The organism is Vibrio antiquarius (assembly GCF_000024825.1).
Classification (GTDB): Bacteria; Pseudomonadota; Gammaproteobacteria; order Enterobacterales; family Vibrionaceae; genus Vibrio; species Vibrio diabolicus.
The window spans coordinates 911,851-929,374 of sequence record NC_013457.1 but is presented as its reverse complement, the minus strand read 5'-3'; the positions used below and the strand labels follow the sequence as shown (position 1 = coordinate 929,374).

The window sequence follows — 17,524 nt, the reverse complement described above, 5'->3', positions numbered from 1 at the left end:
TCGCCTTTGCTATATTTGAAGCGAGGTTTTATGACTCGCCTTCTTTAGGGCAGAGTTCGCCTTTCTTAGCGTGTCTTTCGATCATGTAATCGCCTCGGGCACTGTGCAACACAATCGCATTCCAGACTTGGCCATCTTGCAACTCGAACTCAAACGCATAATGGGTGCCGCCGACCATTTTCGTTCTCACCTCATGAATTGCTTTCAATTTATCATCGGCATTCATTTGATAAAGCACCATGTTGAGTGAGCGTCTGGCGTCAGGAGTTGCCTCAGCAAGTTGCCAATGACCCTGCTCGTTTGTTGCGGAGCAAATAGACCGCATTTTACTTTTCATGGCGGATGACATCTGCTTGTCTACGGCCAATGCATTTGGTGAAAACAGTGGAACCGTCAAAGGAATCAAAGTTGCCAGAATCTGCTTTAAGGTCATAAAAACACTCCGTTGTTTTACTCTTGCTTGAGTATAGACCTCAATGACTTCAGATGTGGTGCAGTAGACTCTTGGCCTACAATATCGCAGCTCGTATCAACGAACTGATGATAAACAAGGCGACCACGCTTGCCAGCCAAATACCAATGAACCACAAAATGGGTTTTAGTTTCATTAGTGATATCCCTCTCCACGTTTCATCTTACCGCGGAAAACCCAATACGAATAAGCCGTGTAGGCTATGATCAGAGGAAGTAATACCACCGCACCGGCAAGTAAAAATGCCAAACTTTTATCTGGCGCGGCGACGTCTTGATAAGTGAGTGCGAATGGAACCAAGTAAGGAAATGTACTTATACCGAAACCCATCGCGGAAACAAGAAACAGGCCGATGGCAAGTACATAGGCACGAACAGCTTTGTGGTCGAGTAAGGCTTTGAATAGCTGCCAAATGAGTGTCGCTGCAATAATTGGTAAGATGAAAAACAGCAGCGAGTTTGGTAATGAGAACCAACGTTCAAAGACGATATTTTGGCTCAATGGCAACCACAAACTAGCGATGAATATACAGGCTACCATCGCTAGTCCCCATCGTCGCGCGACCACGTAATAGCGCCCCATCAGCTCTTCTGGAAGCTTGATTAATAACCAGCATGAACCAAGCAGAATATAAGCACAAACAAGCGCCAAGCCACAAAATACGCTAAATGGCGAAAGCCAATCAAACCATCCACCTGCGTATGCTCGTTCACTAACTTCTATACCCTGGAGCAGGGTTCCAAGCATAATGCCTTGCATCAATGCCGCGGTGAGTGAACCAATGAAAAAAGCGCTATCCCATAAAAACTTTCCGCGTTGTATTCGGAAGCGATACTCAAAAGAAACCCCGCGCAGAATTAGCCCGAGCAGCATTAAAATCAGGGGAGCATAGAGTGCTGGCATAATGACCGCGTAGGCGAGGGGGAACACGGCAAAAAGCCCACCACCGCCAAGAACTAGCCAAGTTTCATTCCCATCCCAAACAGGAGCGATACTGTTCATCATCATGTCGCGCTCTTCATCGTCATTCGCGCTGAGGAAGAGGATACCAATACCGAGATCAAAGCCATCTAACACGACATAAATCAGAACGGCGAGCCCGATCAAAGCGTACCAAATTAATGCGTAATCCATGAGCTAGCCTCCTAGGTTAGATGGTTAGAGTGTGTGATAGCATCGGTTTTCGTGCCATCAGGAAGTCGGCTGTCTAAGCCTTCTTCATAACGAGTTGGAGATTTGCGCATCAAACGTAGGAGATAGAAGAAGCCTGCTCCAAAAACCACAAAGTAAACCACGATGAACGCCGTCAGGGAGACGCTCACCGCGGCGGCATCAATAGGCGATGCCGAATTGGTTGTGGTTAAAAGACCGTACACGGTGTAAGGCTGGCGACCGACTTCAGTGGTTGTCCAACCTGCTAGAACCGCAATGAATCCCGCTGGGGCAAACAGTACGCAGATACGTTGAAGTGCCCTAGAATCAAAAAGTTTGCGACGCTTTCTGAGCCATAGGCTCCACAAACCAATAACAAGCATGCCAAAACCAAGCGCGACCATTATTCGGAAAGACCAGAAAACGATGGACACAGGAGGGTGTTCCTCCTCTGGAAAAGCATCTAATCCCTTCACTTCACCGTTGAGGTCATGAGTTAAAATCAAACTACCGAGTTTGGGGATTTCCAGTGCGTATTCCATACGTTTTTCTTCATCGTTAGGGATACCGAAGAGGATCAATGGCGCGCCTTGGTGAGACTCATAGTGCCCTTCCATCGCGGCGACTTTGGCGGGTTGATGTTCAAGGGTGTTTAATCCATGCATGTCTCCAGCAACGATTTGAATTGGTGTCACGATGGCAGCCATCCACATTGCCATCGAGAACATAATTCTGGCTAGAGGGTTATGGTTTGCTTTTAGCAAGTGATAAGCGGCAACGCCGGCTACAACAAAAGCAGTAGTAAGGTAAGCGGCGAGCAACATATGGACGAGCCGATAAGGGAAGGAAGGGTTGAAGACAATCGCCCACCAATCTTCAGGGATAAACTGTCCGGCTTCGTTGATACTATAGCCCGCTGGTGTTTGCATCCAGCTATTAACCGAAAGTATCCAAAACGCAGACAAAAACGTCCCGAATGCAACAATACAAGTCGCGGCGAAGTGAAGCTTCTTACCTACCTTATCCATACCGAAAAGCATCACGCCTAAAAACCCCGCTTCGAGGAAAAATGCAGTGAAAACTTCATAACCCATTAGCGGGCCTAGGATTGGGCCTGTTTTGTCGGCAAACACGCTCCAGTTGGTCCCGAATTGATAGCTCAACACGATGCCACTTACCACACCCATACCAAAACTGATGGCAAAGATTTTGAGCCAGTATTTATAGATCTGCATGTACTGTTTGTTGCCCGTTTTTAAGTACAAGCCCTCTAACACGGCGAGGTAACTTGCCAAACCAATCGTAAACGCTGGAAAAATGATGTGGAAAGAGACAGTAAAGGCAAATTGGAATCTGGCTAAATCGATGGCGAGTGTGTCCATGGGCATTCCCTTTTTAGTTTCGAATTAACAGTTCGCCGAATTAGAAGAGATGAGGGAAGAGCGACGAACAAAATGGAATACGAAGAAGGAAGGCTAAGAGATTAAAAAACGATCGCTTTTTACGGCAGTGCGTACCATCTTTTAGGTAAAGGAGGAGTTGTTATGAGCCTTAAACACTACTTTGAGAAAGCGACACCTAAGTTTGGCCCAGGTGGGAAGTATCACAAGTTCTATCCATTGTTCGAAGCTGTCGAAACCATTTTTTACACGCCTGGTAAGGTTAATCAGGGCATGACTCACGTTCGAGATAGCATCGATTTAAAACGTATTATGATCATGGTGTGGCTGGCGGTCTTCCCTGCCATGTTCTGGGGTATGTACAACATAGGTCAGCAGTCCAGCGATGCTTTGTTGTATGGAATGGAGCAAGCCTCAGCTCAGCAAGCGCTGGCTTCTTCGTGGCAACTGAGTTGGGTATGGGGCTCGTTAGATGCGGTTTCACAAGCGGGGTGGGCAAGTAAAATGTGGCTTGGTGCTACTTATTTTCTACCCGTTTATGCGACGGTGTTTATCGTTGGTGGTTTCTGGGAAGTTCTGTTTGCTATTGTGCGAAAGCATGAGGTAAATGAAGGCTTTTTTGTCAGCTCTATACTCTTTGCGCTGATCCTTCCACCGACAATTCCACTGTGGCAAGCGGCTTTAGGTATCACTTTCGGTATTGTTGTGGCGAAGGAGATTTTCGGTGGTACGGGGCGAAACTTCTTAAACCCGGCACTAGCAGGGCGAGCCTTCTTGTACTTCGCTTATCCCGCTAACATGTCCGGTGGTGCCGTGTGGGTTGCGGCAGATGGTTACTCTGGCGCTACACCGCTGAGCCAATGGTATGAAGGTGGGCAAAGTGCCTTGATAAATAATATGACGGGGCAGCCAATTTCATGGGGAGATGCTTTTGTTGGTAACTTGCCAGGCTCGATGGGTGAAGTCTCCACGTTGTTGATCGCACTAACAGGCTTGGTTCTCATCTTTATGAAGATTGCATCGTGGAGAATTGTTGCGGGCGTGTTGGTCGGTTTAATCGGAGCTTCATTACTATTGAATGCGATCGGTTCAGACTCTAACCCTATGTTCTCCATGCCGTTCTACTGGCACTTCGTGATTGGTGGGGTTGCGTTTGGTACCTTCTTTATGGCGACAGACCCTGTCTCGGCAGCTTTTACCAATAACGGGAAATGGGCATACGGACTATTAATCGGCGTGATGACGATTTTTATCCGAGTACTGAACCCGGCTTATCCAGAAGGCATCATGTTAGCGATTCTATTTGCCAACTTATTCGCGCCACTTTTCGATTATCTAGTCAAAGAAAGTAATATCAAACGCAGAATGAAAAGGGCGAGACCTTCTTAAAATGAGGGTGACCTCACTGAAAATTGATTGAAAACTGCACTATATTGAAAAGGTCAGAGACATGGGGTTTCTGACTTTTTATTTTTATCAGGAGGACGAAGACGATGAGAATAAAGGATATTCTCGATAGCCGTTTGGTGCTGTCGTTCTGGTATAACCTAGACTACTGCTTGTCTCTTCTTAGTAAAATCTCTTCTCGTTGATTTCCTCAATGCAATCGCATTGAAAAGCATTCTATCTATTTGTTTTTTAGTCTTACGTGAAACTGCGTAGGGCAATGCGTATAAGGAAATTAACAATGAAACGTATTCCAGAACCTTTCCGTATCAAAATGGTTGAGCCAATCAAAATGACGACTTTGGCAGACCGTGAAGTCGCGTTAAAAGAAGCGGGCTATAATCCATTTCTTCTTCGTAGTGATGATGTTTATATCGATTTGCTGACTGACTCTGGCACTGGTGCCATGAGTGATAATCAGTGGGCTGGCATCATGATGGGGGATGAATCCTATGCGGGGAGTCGAAATTACTACAACCTGTGTGATGCAGTGGAGCACTTCTTCGGTTATAAGCTCACCGTGCCTGCACACCAAGGGCGTGGTGCCGAGCAAATTTTGTTCCCAGCTTTGATTGAGCGTATGCGTCAGGTGCGTGGTGGCGAAACGCCAGTATTTATCTCGAACTACCATTTTGATACCACAGCGGGTCACATTGAACTCAATGGCGGTAAAGCGATTAACGTGGTAACGGAAGAAGCATTCGACACCACTACGCCTTATGATTGGAAGGGCAATTTTGATATCGATAAGCTGGTGGCAACAATTGAAGCGCACGGTTCGCATAATATTTGTGCAATTATCACCACGATTACTTGTAATAGCTCCGGTGGTCAGCCTGTGTCGATGGAAAACATGCGCAGTGTGTACGAGATTGCAACCAAGTACGATATTCCAGTGGTGATTGACTCGGCTCGTTACTGTGAGAACGCCTACTTTATCAAGCAGCGTGAAGCGGGTTACGAGAATAAATCGATTCTGGAAATCATCCGTGAGATGTACCAGTACGGTGATATGCTCACCATGTCAGCTAAGAAAGACCCGATGGTAAACATTGGTGGCATGTGTTGTATTCGTGATCATAAGGAGTTGTTCCAGGCGGTGCAGACGCGTTGTGTACCCATGGAAGGATTTGTGACATACGGTGGTATGGCTGGGCGTGATATGGAAGCGCTCGCTCGCGGTTTGTATGAAGCAGCGGATGAAGATTTTCTTCACTATCGAATTAGCCAAGTTCAATACTTAGGTGAGCGCTTACGTGAGGGCGGTATTCCAATTCAATACCCAACGGGTGGTCACGCGGTGTTTGTGGATGCAGCTAAGATTTTGCCACATATTCCAACGGATCAGTTCCCTGCGCAGGTATTGTGTAATGCCTTGTACTTGGAAGCGGGCATTCGAGCAGTAGAGATAGGATCGCTGCTGCTTGGTCGTGACCCTGAAACAGGTAAACAAAAAGCGTCAGAGTTAGAATTAATGCGTTTGACCATTCCACGCCGTGTCTACACAAACGACCATATGGATTACATTGCGGATGCGATTATCGAACTGAAAAATCGTGCACATGAGTTAAAAGGGCTCACTTTTGAGTATGAACCACCAGTGCTGCGCCACTTTACTGCTCGGTTTAAAGAAATCGATTAATTAAGGTTTGAATATAGAAAAGCAAAAGGCCGCGAGTTTCGCGGCCTTTTTCGATTTGTTTCTTAGCGTTACAGTTACGCCAACTCTAATGTAATGCGAACGAACTGATCGTCCTGGTACTGCACTTCATAATTGAATGTACCACTGGCGTAAATGCTGCCAAGGAAAAGTGAGCGTTGACTCATGGGTCCACGGAACAGCATCGAAATAGGAGCGATTAGGGCGTTATTATCATCGAAGTGCTGATTTAAGTTCTCAGAAAGCACACACAGCAAACAGCCGTGTTGGTCGTGAGATAAGTCGACGTCTTCCGGTCGAGATAATAATACGGTAGTCCCCAACTTCTTCTCAATCTCGTTAATCAACAGCAAGTAGCTATCTAGATCAGGTTGAGGGTTACTTGGTTTATCTGCACCTACGCAACGTTCGAGTAACGCTTCCAGATTTCCGTTCTCGCCTTTTGCCTGTTGAGTCAAAGACTTTAACGGCTTTTTAATCAGCTTATAGCGATTACTCTTCAGTTTTGGCTTCAGCCATTTCTGAAGTAAGTCATTACGCTCTTTAAGGGAGAGACCATGTGAGGACGCGTGAATTTTAAAGTGCAGGTGCAATAAAGCGTGAACCGCAAGCTCACTCAGAAGTTGGTTAGCATCTGTAGACTGTCTTGCCTGCTTAGAACTTTGCATTACACTCGAACAAAATTAGGGAAGAAGGATAATGGTGCCGAGAGAGGGACTCGAACCCTCACACCAAAGGCACTAGCACCTCATGCTAGCGTGTCTACCAATTTCACCATCTCGGCATCATGATGCTCTGAATACTCAGAGGCCTCGAAAAGAAGCACCGCGAATTGTATAACCAAAATCCATCTGTTGGCGAGAGCAAAATGACGAATTTTGGATCTTTCGAGTTTGATTGCGTATTTATTGGTCACTTTTGCGTTTTTTACCATCAAAGTCTGTCCTTATACCCTTACTTTTATTAACAGTATGGCGACAAAAGAACGTTTTTGCCTAAATTTTGAACGCTTGAACGTTTGCGTAAATAAATGTGATGAATATCTCTTTTTGTTGGCTATACTTGCGTCCCGTTTAAGCGGGAATTAGGGTTTAGTTGTTCAGGACCCTTACCCATACAAGCCGTCACATGGAGCAGGCCAAGCAATACGCTCGCCAGCAGTGAATGACCCCACGGACCGGACCAGCTACGTTCAATTGCTTGTATAAGGTAAAAATAAGATGTCGAACTATTCGTTCTGTCTACATTCTGGATCTGAAGGCGAGTTATCACTCGCTGCGTTGTCCCTTTCTTCTGCCAATTCCTTTGGCTCTTTTTTCTTTTTCAACGTTCAGTAGGTCCAGCTCATGAGTGTTCTATTTAGTCTATTTGGTATTGTTGCACTGCTAGGTTGTGCTTTCCTACTTTCTGAGGGCCGTTCTTCCATTAATTGGAAAACCGTATCTCGCGCCTTGATGCTACAAATGGGATTTGCTGCCTTAGTGCTTTATTTCCCGTTAGGTCAGGCGGCGCTGGCGAGTTTAAGTAATGGTGTCGCGGGGCTACTCAGCTTTGCTGATGAGGGGATTAAATTCCTCTTTGGTGACCTCGCTTCTTCTGGCTTTATCTTCGCTATTCGTGTCCTTCCTATCATCATCTTCTTCAGTGCTCTTATCTCCGCCCTTTACTACTTGGGCATCATGCAAAAAGTGATTCAATTTATTGGCGGCGCTATCCAGAAGTTCTTGGGTACGAGTAAAGCAGAGTCTCTGGTTGCAACAGGTAACATTTTCTTATCTCAAGGCGAGTCCCCACTTCTTATTCGTCCATTTCTTTCGAACATGACTCGCTCGGAACTGTTTGCTGTGATGGCTGGTGGTATGGCTTCTGTGGCGGGTAGTGTGCTTGGTGGTTATGCCGGTTTAGGTGTCGACCTAAAATACTTGATTGCGGCAAGCTTTATGGCAGCTCCAGGTAGTTTGATGATGGCAAAAATTATCGTTCCTGAACGCCAAACGCCAAGCGATTACAACGATATTGAGCTAGATAAATCAGAAGAAAGCAACGTTATTGATGCGCTAGCAAGCGGTGCCATGGGCGGTATGAAAGTGGCCGTTGCTGTTGGTACCATGCTTATCGCTTTTGTTAGTGTTATCGCGATGGTGAACACGGGACTAGAAAACTTAGGTGACATACTTGGTTTCTCTGGTGTGACGCTCCAAGCGATTTTTGGTTACTTGTTTGCACCTCTAGCGTGGTTGATCGGTGTGCCAAGCCACGAAATCCTTGCTGCGGGTTCATACATTGGTCAGAAAGTTGTGATGAACGAGTTTGTTGCGTTCATCGATTTTGTACAGCACAAAGCGACGCTGTCTGAGCATACTCAAGTCATCATCACTTTTGCGTTGTGTGGCTTTGCAAACATTGGTTCAATTGCGATTCAGCTGGGTTCTATCGGCGTGATGGCACCTGAGCGCCGCAAAGATGTAGCAAGTCTAGGCCTAAAAGCGGTTGCTGCTGGCACACTCGCTAACCTGATGAGTGCGTGTTTAGCGGGTATTTTCATCTCGCTCTAATTTAGATTGAAGATGCACACTAAAAACCCGCCTAAATGGCGGGTTTTATTATTTCTAAGGCTTAGGTATTAAGCCGTAGGGTATTGATTTAAAAGCGTCAGGGTGCTCTTGATAAGTTGGCGCTTTATGTACCCCTTTCCAATCGAGCAGCATGATGGCTAGCACGTTACGGTGCTCGCCGTACTTGAGATCAAAACTCCCATCGACCGATGGAATCATCCCTTTTTCAGCGTTGATTGCGTGACGAATGGCTTGGCGGGTTTTCTCGACGACCGGATCGTGATCCAAGCCTGCTAACAAAAACGAAATGCCGACTTCTGCAATTACGTCTTCTTTGGCGCGCAGTAGGATAGTGTCGATGTTGTTGCGAAAGTAATCATAAATCCATTGGTGTTTCTTTTCGCTTACTCGTTCTTGATAGTACTGTGAGTCGGCAAAGATGATGTGCGTCATACCATAGAGTTTGTTCCAATACTGCTGAGCTGAAAGCATCTTATCTTTATCGTCAGGGTAGGTGTTACGGAAGGTTTGAGTGAATTCGTCGACCACATCTTGCTCGCCTAGCTGGCGAAGCCAGTAGACTTGGTTTGCGAGCTGAGCTGCCCACGCCTCTATCATTTCTTTGTCCGTAACGTAACGCGAGAAATCGTAGCGCCTCAGGATCTTTCTTAGCGTCTTGTCTTGCTTATGTTTCAGACCATATTCGTTTGCTCTTGCCATTGCGCCAAGCAAATCCACGCCAAGATAAAGATATTCAGGATGGTGTTTAGTGACGGTATAGCGTCGTTGCCCTCGCTCACTTTCTTTCTCTTGATACGCGGTCAATCTTTGTGATGAATAAAGAATAATATCTTCAGGTTCAACGACTTCATTAGCAAATCGGTTTAATCGGCTAGCTACTTGTGCCATGTCGGTCCAAACGGCAGCGTGATATTTCTCATCTAATGTCTGGCGGTACATGCGTAAGCCAAAGTGCCCCTCTTTAAACGCAGGTAAAGTGAACAGTTCCTGCTCGTAGGTATTACGAATCAACTGTGCTGATTGAGCATTATCTAGGAGCGGTATCTCTTCCTGTGATGCCTGAACAGCAAAGGTAAGTGAGCAAGAGAGTAAGACCGCTAAGCTAAGAGGTTTGATGCGCATAAATCCATTCCCTATGAAGTCCTGAATCTAAACCTACCATCAATATTAATTAAGAATGTAAAAGCTGAGTCAATAGTTAAAAATCTGTCGAAAAGTCAGATTGATACGTTCACCTTTGGTTTTCGCGGTTTTTGGTACACAGTGTTTCCAGTGATGTTGGAGCTCGCCAGCCATAACCAGTAAGGAGCCGTGAGAAAGCTCATATTCAATCTCAGTTTTACAATGTAAATTTCTGAGCAAAAATCGACGTGTTTCACCTAAATTCAAAGAGGCGATAACCGGATTTCTACCTAGCTCTGGTTCATTGTCTTGGTGCCAGCCCATCGAATCTTGGCCGTGTCGGTATAGGTTGGCAAGTACAGAGTTGAAGGCTACATCCGCAATCGACTCGCAGCGCACTTTGAGCTGAGTTAACTCAGGAGTCCAAGGGTGAGGCTGCATGGTTAAGCCTGAGTAAGTATATGCTGCATCACCGTGCCACGCTTGTAAACGAGGTTGAAGTACTGACTTGCCGAACATGGTAATGCGCTCTTGATGCCATGGCAGTGTTTCCAGAAGTTGGTCAAAGTAGTGATCCGCTTCTAGATTGCTAAGAAAGTAAGGATCGTAATAGAGTTTACCTCTTTCTACTTCTTGCCACTGAGTACCGCCAAATAAATCGCCTTGTTGATGCATCATCTCATACCTAAAACATAAAAAATTTTAATCACTGTTACCTTTCCGATTGGGATTGGTTATTCTTGTGATAATAAGAATTTTAACAATAAATAAAAATCTCGTAACGATATACGAGTTGTGGGGAGAAAATGCGTTATTTACCCAGAAAGCGATGCTATTTTGCATTGTTCTTCCTCTGTTTTTTCGCTTTATGCGTTGGGGTTATTGAGCTGTTGCATCGAAATCAGCAAGAGCTTCACCAAGAGCGAGTTCAAGTTGAGGCCAAAGAGCAACTTTCCACCCTCCGTTCCAATTTGGAAGCGGTACTTATGGCGGATATCTATAAAGCCAGTACCTTGGCGACACTTATTACTTTACTGCCTAAAAACCAAGAAGACGAATTGAACATTGCGGCTCACCGCATTCTGAGCAAAAGCAAACATATTACGATCATTGGCATTGCGAAGAATGATGTTATCAGTCATATATTTCCCCGCCAAGGTAATGAGCGTTTAATCGGCCTCGATTACCGAACGGTGCCACAGCAGTGGGTGCAGGTACAAAAAGCTAAGGATATACAAGAAATATTTATAGCAGGGCCTGTCAACTTGATTCAAGGCGGCAAAGGCTTGATCGTGCGGGTTCCGGTTTTTCTTGATCCACCGTTGAACCAAGATTATTGGGGTGTGATCAGTGCGGTGATTAATTTTGATGCTCTGATGCGAGAAACTGGCGTGATCGATTTCTCTTATCGCTATCCTTTGATGATTCGTGGTTACGACAGTGGCGGTGCTTTTGGTGACGTTTTCTTTGGCGCACTGAGTGAAACCAAAAAGCCATACGCGAAAGAAATGGTTCATTTTCCTTATGGTGGATGGAGTATGGTGGTTTTCTCCGGAGACAAACTCGACCGTCAAATTCCTTGGCATCAGCTTTATTTAGCAAGGCTTATCGGTTATCCCATTGTTTTTGCACTGAGCCTCGCGCTTATTGCGATTTATCGCTTGTACACCATTGCGGATGATAGAGCACTGCATGATGAACTGACGCACTTACCAAACCGTCGCTATTTTATGAAGTTTTACAAGCAGCAGTTTGAAATAGCGAAACGTTACAAAAAGCGTTACAGCTTCGCCTTAATCAATATAGATCTGGATAGGTTTAAACATATTAACGATACCTATGGTCATGACGCAGGCGACAAGGTCTTAGTCGCTACGGCTGAAAGAGTGAAAAGCTCTCTGCGTAAATCAGATATTGTGGCCCGAATGGGAGGGGATGAGTTTTTAGTTGTCGTTCATAACCCTGGGACGGAAGAAAATGTTCAGTCTCTGCTACAAAAGCTCAGGTTAGCTTTATGTTCGACGCCCGTGATTTACGATGAAGCGCTCATCTACCTGAGAACCAGCATTGGGTACGCGATATTTGATCCGGACATGTCATCTCCAGAGCAAATGATGAAAATAGCCGATGAGAGAATGTATCAACAAAAACATGGCGGATGAACCTGAGCCCAGTTTCAATCAGGGCTTTGGAGCAGTGGTAAGGTTAAGAATCCGAAATCTCACCATCATTTGGGTATAAGAATATATGACTTTACATGTTAATAGACTCTTTGCTGAGAGAGTCATTATTAGCAGTGCATGAAGTGGCATATTTGCATGTTGTTGCATTTTGCAAATGCAGTTTGCGAAATTTATGGTTAATAAAGCAACGATATGCATCTGGATCTATTAAAAAACGGCCTTTTTAAAGTTGGCACGCATCGTGCTTTATCTAGAGTGACCCTTATTAAGCCGAGGGTCACCTAGCCAACTGACGTTGTTAGTGAATACACATTGTTCACAAGTATATACCGCCAATCACGATTATTGTGATTGGCGTTTTTTCTTTCTAGAGACCAATAATATTCACGTTGTCACCTGTATCATCGGCTTCTCCGCACTTACTGTAACAACTAGGCTGCCTTGGACAAACGGCCCCTCTTGAGCAGATTAGCCTAGCTTGGGTTTGAATACCTCGTTCTATCCAATTGATGTTTAATATCTTAGCGATGGTTGTTAAGTCTTTTTTGATGTGGGGAGGAATGACACTACTTCCGCCGGAAGCGACACAAAGTGACTTCAGCTCTTCCGCAATAGAAACCGCATCACCACCTTGTGCAGAAATCGCAGGGTTTAAATCTATCCCCGCGCACAACACTCGGTTGTTCCCCGCAGGGTCAAATACGTTGACTGATTCACAACAGTAAATACGTGGCTCGTCGCCCACATTCAAAATCGAAATTTGCGCTGAACTGGTATCCAAAGGTTGGGCTAGACGTCTAAATACGGCCCAGTGTTGGCAAGGATCGTTCACTTTGCGCATATTGCCCCAAGGAAGCGGGATGCCATTTCCACGATATACCGCTTTCAACTTGCCCGGACCATAGGCATCAAAGTAGTGCCAATGAGGGTACGGAGAAACCACGGTCATACGACGCATCGCAACGGAAGGAGAAACGCCGGCCTTTTTGTGAACATCAATTTCGTAACCGGAACGGTCAAGCAACTGACGAAATGGTACTTTGGGGCAAAGCAAGGCACCAGCAAAAAAGCTGGACTCAAAATCGCGCCAAGCTTGTAGGATATCTTGCGAGTTGAGCTCAGAGTTGGAAACTGGGCTGTCCATTTGCTCCCAGTTGTTTTGATGCCCAATAGACAAAACGTTATTCATTGCATCACTGCTATGGAGCACGCGATGGCCGATGTATACCGCCAAGTCATATTTCAATCGGGTTGGGTAGTCTCGCATTCGTTTATTGAGATAAATAGTCCCAGGTGGCTCCATGAAAGACGTAATCAACTGTTTGGCGCTGACGCCCAGTTCATCAATCACATCCTGTGGTGCTCGGTCTACCCAGCGAATATCCAATCCCATGCTTTTCGCAATATCTATCAGATCTTCTACCGATAGATTCAGGCGTTTCAAGCCGACCTCTTCGGCTGCGCGTTCTAAATCAGGAAAATGGTTTTGATGGTTCTCTTGGTGCGCACGGATCAGCAAGTGGGCGAATTGACGTCCAGTAATACCCGTTTGAGACAACATCTCTGGAATTGCGATTTGGAGAATATCATTGGAGAACAAAAAGCTCGGCTCCAATGCCATACCGTTGATACCGCCACGATTCCCTTTGTTGGGGGTAATGGCCTCTAATTCCGGTTCATCATCTAAAAACCACGCAGGATCTTTTTGAAAAACTTCCGCGATTACTTCGAGCATATCAATACTCGGAACGCGTTTTCCGCGCTCTATCATCGAAAGGTAAGATACCGACGGTGCGTACTCAGGATTGATCCTTACACAGCGTGCAGATAAATCCTCCATAGTTAAATGATTGTTTTTCCTTAGGTTGCGAATTTTCGTACCTAGAAAATGGGACTGACGAATAAGGCTTTTTGACACAGACATTTTGTAAAATTCACATTGTAAAATTTTTGTTGTGAAATTGTAGTCAATATTTCGCTAGTCTACATAATAAGCAGGCAAGGAAATTAACCATCAACTTCACAGAATTGCCTGAAACTTAAACGAAGGAATTAAGTTTTTACTCTAGGACGAGTTTTTTTAAGTGCGAGGATATGACGATGAATATGCTGAACTTCGATAAAAAAGAGATGCAACAACAACAACGCCCATTTATCGCTGAAGCTGTATTTGCCGTCGAAGCGGTAAGTGCTGAGCAGCAGAGCGAGAAGCAAGTAAAAGCGAAGCAACTACTAGACCGCATGTTCCCATTGGAGAACGGGTCGCACCAAGATGTATCAAGTTACGTAATTGATTACCGCCATGTATTGGCTTACTTCAAAGACGGCACACACAGCGGCCTGAAAAGCCCAAAACACTTTGTGGCGTATACGGGTGAGAAAGAAGATCCAAAATCGATCTTGTTTAAAGACGATTCAGGTAACCACGTAGAAGTGCTATTTGGCTGTCATAAAGGCACCGGTTGTGTGGAGTTGATGGATATTGATGACATTCAACTGGAAACACGCACTACGTTTAATCCTGAACTAACGGGTAATGCGCCGACGGCGATGCGCCACTGGATCAGCTTAATCAAAGGCGACAAAAAAGGTAAGCCGATGGCATGCAGTGAAGATAAAGAATACACTGCGAAAAACGGTGACGACTATATTCTAAGCTACTGCTACAGTGTCGATTAAGATGTGAAGCGCCAGATAAATAGACCCCGCACTCAATAGTGCGGGTTTTTTATTCTATTTCGAAAAAGTCGGTCCTATTAACCAAGCTTACATAACAAATTGATTTAAATGGGCATCACGCGGTTACGACCGAGTTGTTTTGCCTCATAAAGTTGCTTATCGGCTTTATTGACCAGAGCTTCAGGTGTATCACCCACCTCATATTCTGCTACCCCAAAAGAAGCAGTAATGCTGTGAACTTGTGTACCAGAACGCTTATCTCTGATGCGCAGTTTTTCTATCATGCGGCGTAGTGTGTCTGCATATTGGCGAGCAATTCGCAGAGATTTATTGGGCACAATTAAAGCGAACTCTTCACCACCAAAACGATACGCGCATATTCCATCTCGACAGCTTTGTTGTAGTCGACGGGCAATGGCTTTTAGTACCGTATCGCCGAAAAGGTGGCCATAATTGTCGTTAAATGACTTGAAATGGTCGATATCAAGCATGATCAAGGTCATTGCTTGATTTGATGCGATAAGCGAAGACAGATCTTTATCAAAAGCTCGACGGTTGTAAAGGTTGGATAGACCATCAAACAATGCGTCTTGCTGTACTTCAGCCAGCTGATTTTTGAGGCGAGAAATTTCTTCACTCGCATTAGTTAATTGGCTATTCAAAAACTTTGTCGAGTGACGAATTTCGTGTGACTCTGCGACAAGTTGACGAATCACCACCATCACTTCTTCAATACTTAAGCTGTTGTCTTCAACTTTTTCTAGCTTATTAAAACTTTTGTCTACCATTTCAGAAAAGGAAGAAGTATCTGAAAGTGTATCGCTCATCGAGCTGGACACTTCATGCAGCAGAACTTCTACATTGGTTCTAAGATCTTCAAGGCTAGTTTCTGCTTTACTGGCAACATAGTTGTTATAAAGCTGTTTATTGGTTGCAGGCGGGCAGATACCGTAGTTTTCTAACACCGTATCCAACTCAAAGTTGAGTTCAGGAATGGTCTTGTCAACGTAGGTATACCAAAGCGCATAGTTGGCTGGCGTGGCAGCAACATGATTTTTGATCATTAGTGGGACCGCTTTTTTCAAATTAGCGGTCGATTTTTTAAACTCGTCGGTCATTTCTGCGATGGTACTAGCAAAATGGAATTGGACTTAGATTAACGGATATTAACCAATATCGCTTTAATTTTTATCATTTTTGCATGGTTTATATAAAAAATGAGTGATTAAGACCGTTATCAATATCGCCAAATTTTAATTTTATAAAATCTTAGTATGAAACATGTGCAAACGATGTTTTGGTGTTAAGGGCTCTAAGATGACCAGCCAATTGGTTTAGTGAGATTGTCAGTAACCTAATGATCGTAAAGCTCTATTGCCCGTACAACAACGAGTGGAATAAAAGACTTAGCGCTTAGGCTATTTGCAACAAGAACGCGGGACTCCGAGTTTACAAAAAACGAGTTTACAAAAAACGAGTTTACAAAAAGAGGGTGCGACTTGGATAAGAAAATAGGACTGTATTGGTTCACTAATGACCTGCGTTTGCATGACAACCCGCTGTTGATAGACGCTTGTGCAGAAATGGATGAGTTAATTTGTTTGTATTGTCGCCCCTCGGTGACACCTTACTTGCAGCACTTTGCGCAGGAGACCTCTTTAGGGCGTGCGAAATTGCAGTTTCTCGAGGCATCGCTTAATGAACTTAATCAATCTTTAGCTAAATTGGGGCAACGATTATGGACGGTTGAACTGACGCCCTATCAAGCGATCAAATATGCCATCAGTCATTTCGGCATCACTCATATTTATGCTGATGCGTTTGCTGGTTCGGATGAGCAACAGGCACTAGAGCGTGCAATTAAAGGCACTCCCCATGTGAACATCAAACAGCAAGCGATCCGCACTTTGTTGCGCGAAGAACAGTTGCCATTTGAATTAAGGCAACTGCCTGCGACCTTCACGAAATTTAGAAAGCAGGTCGAAGGTTTAGACCTCTCTCAACCTTACGAGAGCGTTCATGCTTTACCGCCAGTACCTTCAGGTATGAATTTTCCTACCGCCACGACATATTACTTTGACACCAAACCAGTATTTGATGGCGGAGAACTGAGCGGTCTTGAACATTGTCGACGCTATTTTGCTTCAAGTTTAGCGAGCGAATATAAACAGACTCGCAATGAGCTCGATGGGATGGAGTATTCAACCAAATTTTCACCTTGGTTAGCTCATGGTTGCGTCTCTCCTACAATCATTTATGCCATGCTCAAACAATATGAGCAGAAGAACGGAGCAAATGATTCAACCTATTGGATCTATTTCGAGTTGTTGTGGCGGGAATACTTTTATTGGTACGCGAGAAAGTATCAACAGAAGTTGTTTCGATTTGGCGGTATCGCCAACCAGCCACCACTGACCAGCTTTTATGCGCAACGCTTTAAGCAGTGGAAGAAAGGCGAGACACCTTTTCCAATCGTTAACGCATGTATGCATCAGCTTAATAAAACGGGTTATATGTCTAACCGAGGGCGCCAACTGGTCGCGAGTTGTCTGGTTCATGAACTCGGACTCGACTGGCGCTACGGTGCTGCTTATTTTGAAACTCAGTTGATTGATTACGATGTCGGCTCTAATTGGGGAAACTGGCAGTATTTAGCTGGTGTTGGCGCTGACCCACGTGGCTCACGTCAGTTTAATCTAGAAAAGCAGACACAAACTTATGATCCAGATTTTTCATTTATCGACAAATGGCAGGGGAGATGCGTAGGCGTACATCTTGATAGTGTCGATATGGTGGATTGGCCGATTGCGTCAAAAAAAGAGAGCGGGAGATAA

Annotated in this window: 15 protein-coding genes and 1 tRNA gene; 6 read left to right on the top strand and 10 right to left on the bottom strand. The window is 44.9% G+C overall.

Going from position 1 to position 17,524, the window contains the following annotated elements; translation table 11 throughout:
- Positions 1-28: 28 nt before the first annotated feature.
- From VEA_RS19020 to VEA_RS19010, 4 genes are all read right to left on the bottom strand, one after another.
- On the bottom strand, positions 29-433 hold the full coding sequence (locus tag VEA_RS19020; RefSeq protein WP_006741256.1) for a hypothetical protein: 405 nt from the start codon (positions 431-433) through the stop codon (positions 29-31).
- Positions 434-509: 76 nt separating this feature from the next.
- Positions 510-608: a DUF2474 family protein gene (locus tag VEA_RS24685; RefSeq protein WP_074189740.1), complete on the bottom strand. Its 99-nt coding sequence runs from the start codon at positions 606-608 to the stop codon at positions 510-512.
- Positions 608-1,606, bottom strand: a complete 999-nt coding sequence (gene cydB, locus VEA_RS19015; RefSeq protein ID WP_006741257.1) for a cytochrome d ubiquinol oxidase subunit II — start codon at positions 1,604-1,606, stop codon at positions 608-610. The genes VEA_RS24685 and cydB overlap by 1 nt, the downstream gene beginning before the upstream one ends.
- A gap of 11 nt (positions 1,607-1,617) precedes the next feature.
- On the bottom strand, positions 1,618-3,006 hold the full coding sequence (locus VEA_RS19010) for a cytochrome ubiquinol oxidase subunit I (RefSeq protein WP_006741258.1): 1,389 nt from the start codon (positions 3,004-3,006) through the stop codon (positions 1,618-1,620).
- 162 nt (positions 3,007-3,168) lie between these two features.
- On the opposite strand from VEA_RS19010, the gene VEA_RS19005 reads away from it, so the two are divergent.
- Both VEA_RS19005 and VEA_RS19000 read left to right on the top strand, forming a co-directional pair.
- Positions 3,169-4,413, top strand: a complete 1,245-nt coding sequence (locus VEA_RS19005) for an NADH:ubiquinone reductase (Na(+)-transporting) subunit B (protein WP_006741259.1) — start codon at positions 3,169-3,171, stop codon at positions 4,411-4,413.
- 298 nt (positions 4,414-4,711) lie between these two features.
- Positions 4,712-6,112: a tryptophanase gene (locus VEA_RS19000; protein ID WP_006741260.1), complete on the top strand. Its 1,401-nt coding sequence runs from the start codon at positions 4,712-4,714 to the stop codon at positions 6,110-6,112.
- 74 nt (positions 6,113-6,186) lie between these two features.
- Here the strand turns inward: VEA_RS19000 and VEA_RS18995 are convergent, their stop codons facing one another.
- Entirely contained in the window at positions 6,187-6,798 is a 612-nt protein-coding gene (locus VEA_RS18995; RefSeq protein ID WP_005374167.1) for a DUF2913 family protein, read from the bottom strand.
- A gap of 32 nt (positions 6,799-6,830) precedes the next feature.
- Positions 6,831-6,914: transfer RNA gene (locus VEA_RS18990), tRNA-Leu, on the bottom strand.
- A 562-nt stretch (positions 6,915-7,476) separates the two neighbouring features.
- Here VEA_RS18990 and VEA_RS18985 point away from each other — a divergent pair.
- Entirely contained in the window at positions 7,477-8,685 is a 1,209-nt protein-coding gene (locus VEA_RS18985) for a NupC/NupG family nucleoside CNT transporter (RefSeq protein ID WP_005393641.1), read from the top strand.
- A 54-nt stretch (positions 8,686-8,739) separates the two neighbouring features.
- Here the strand turns inward: VEA_RS18985 and VEA_RS18980 are convergent, their stop codons facing one another.
- Positions 8,740-9,828 carry a DUF3541 domain-containing protein gene (locus tag VEA_RS18980; RefSeq protein WP_006741264.1) on the bottom strand — a complete coding sequence of 363 codons (1,089 nt, stop codon included), beginning with the start codon at positions 9,826-9,828 and terminating at the stop codon, positions 8,740-8,742.
- Between the two features lie 69 nt (positions 9,829-9,897).
- A complete protein-coding gene (locus tag VEA_RS18975) occupies positions 9,898-10,503 on the bottom strand; it encodes an alpha-ketoglutarate-dependent dioxygenase AlkB family protein (protein WP_041853098.1) in 606 nt (201 codons plus the stop codon).
- A 131-nt stretch (positions 10,504-10,634) separates the two neighbouring features.
- Here VEA_RS18975 and VEA_RS18970 point away from each other — a divergent pair, with 131 nt between their 5' ends.
- Positions 10,635-11,990, top strand: coding sequence for a diguanylate cyclase (locus VEA_RS18970; RefSeq protein ID WP_006741266.1), 1,356 nt, complete (start codon positions 10,635-10,637; stop codon positions 11,988-11,990).
- A 388-nt stretch (positions 11,991-12,378) separates the two neighbouring features.
- Here the strand turns inward: VEA_RS18970 and VEA_RS18965 are convergent, their stop codons facing one another.
- Positions 12,379-13,935 carry a DUF3612 domain-containing protein gene (locus VEA_RS18965; RefSeq protein WP_081441251.1) on the bottom strand — a complete coding sequence of 519 codons (1,557 nt, stop codon included), beginning with the start codon at positions 13,933-13,935 and terminating at the stop codon, positions 12,379-12,381.
- Between the two features lie 176 nt (positions 13,936-14,111).
- Here VEA_RS18965 and VEA_RS18960 point away from each other — a divergent pair, with 176 nt between their 5' ends.
- Positions 14,112-14,690, top strand: a complete 579-nt coding sequence (locus VEA_RS18960; protein WP_005393653.1) for an aldolase/citrate lyase/malate synthase family protein — start codon at positions 14,112-14,114, stop codon at positions 14,688-14,690.
- A 104-nt stretch (positions 14,691-14,794) separates the two neighbouring features.
- On the opposite strand, the gene gefA is transcribed toward VEA_RS18960, so the two are convergent.
- Positions 14,795-15,808: a diguanylate cyclase GefA gene (gefA, locus tag VEA_RS18955; protein WP_005393654.1), complete on the bottom strand. Its 1,014-nt coding sequence runs from the start codon at positions 15,806-15,808 to the stop codon at positions 14,795-14,797.
- Positions 15,809-16,189: 381 nt separating this feature from the next.
- On the opposite strand from gefA, the gene VEA_RS18950 reads away from it, so the two are divergent.
- Complete coding sequence (locus tag VEA_RS18950; RefSeq protein WP_006741268.1) at positions 16,190-17,524, top strand: DASH family cryptochrome; 1,335 nt, start codon at positions 16,190-16,192, stop codon at positions 17,522-17,524.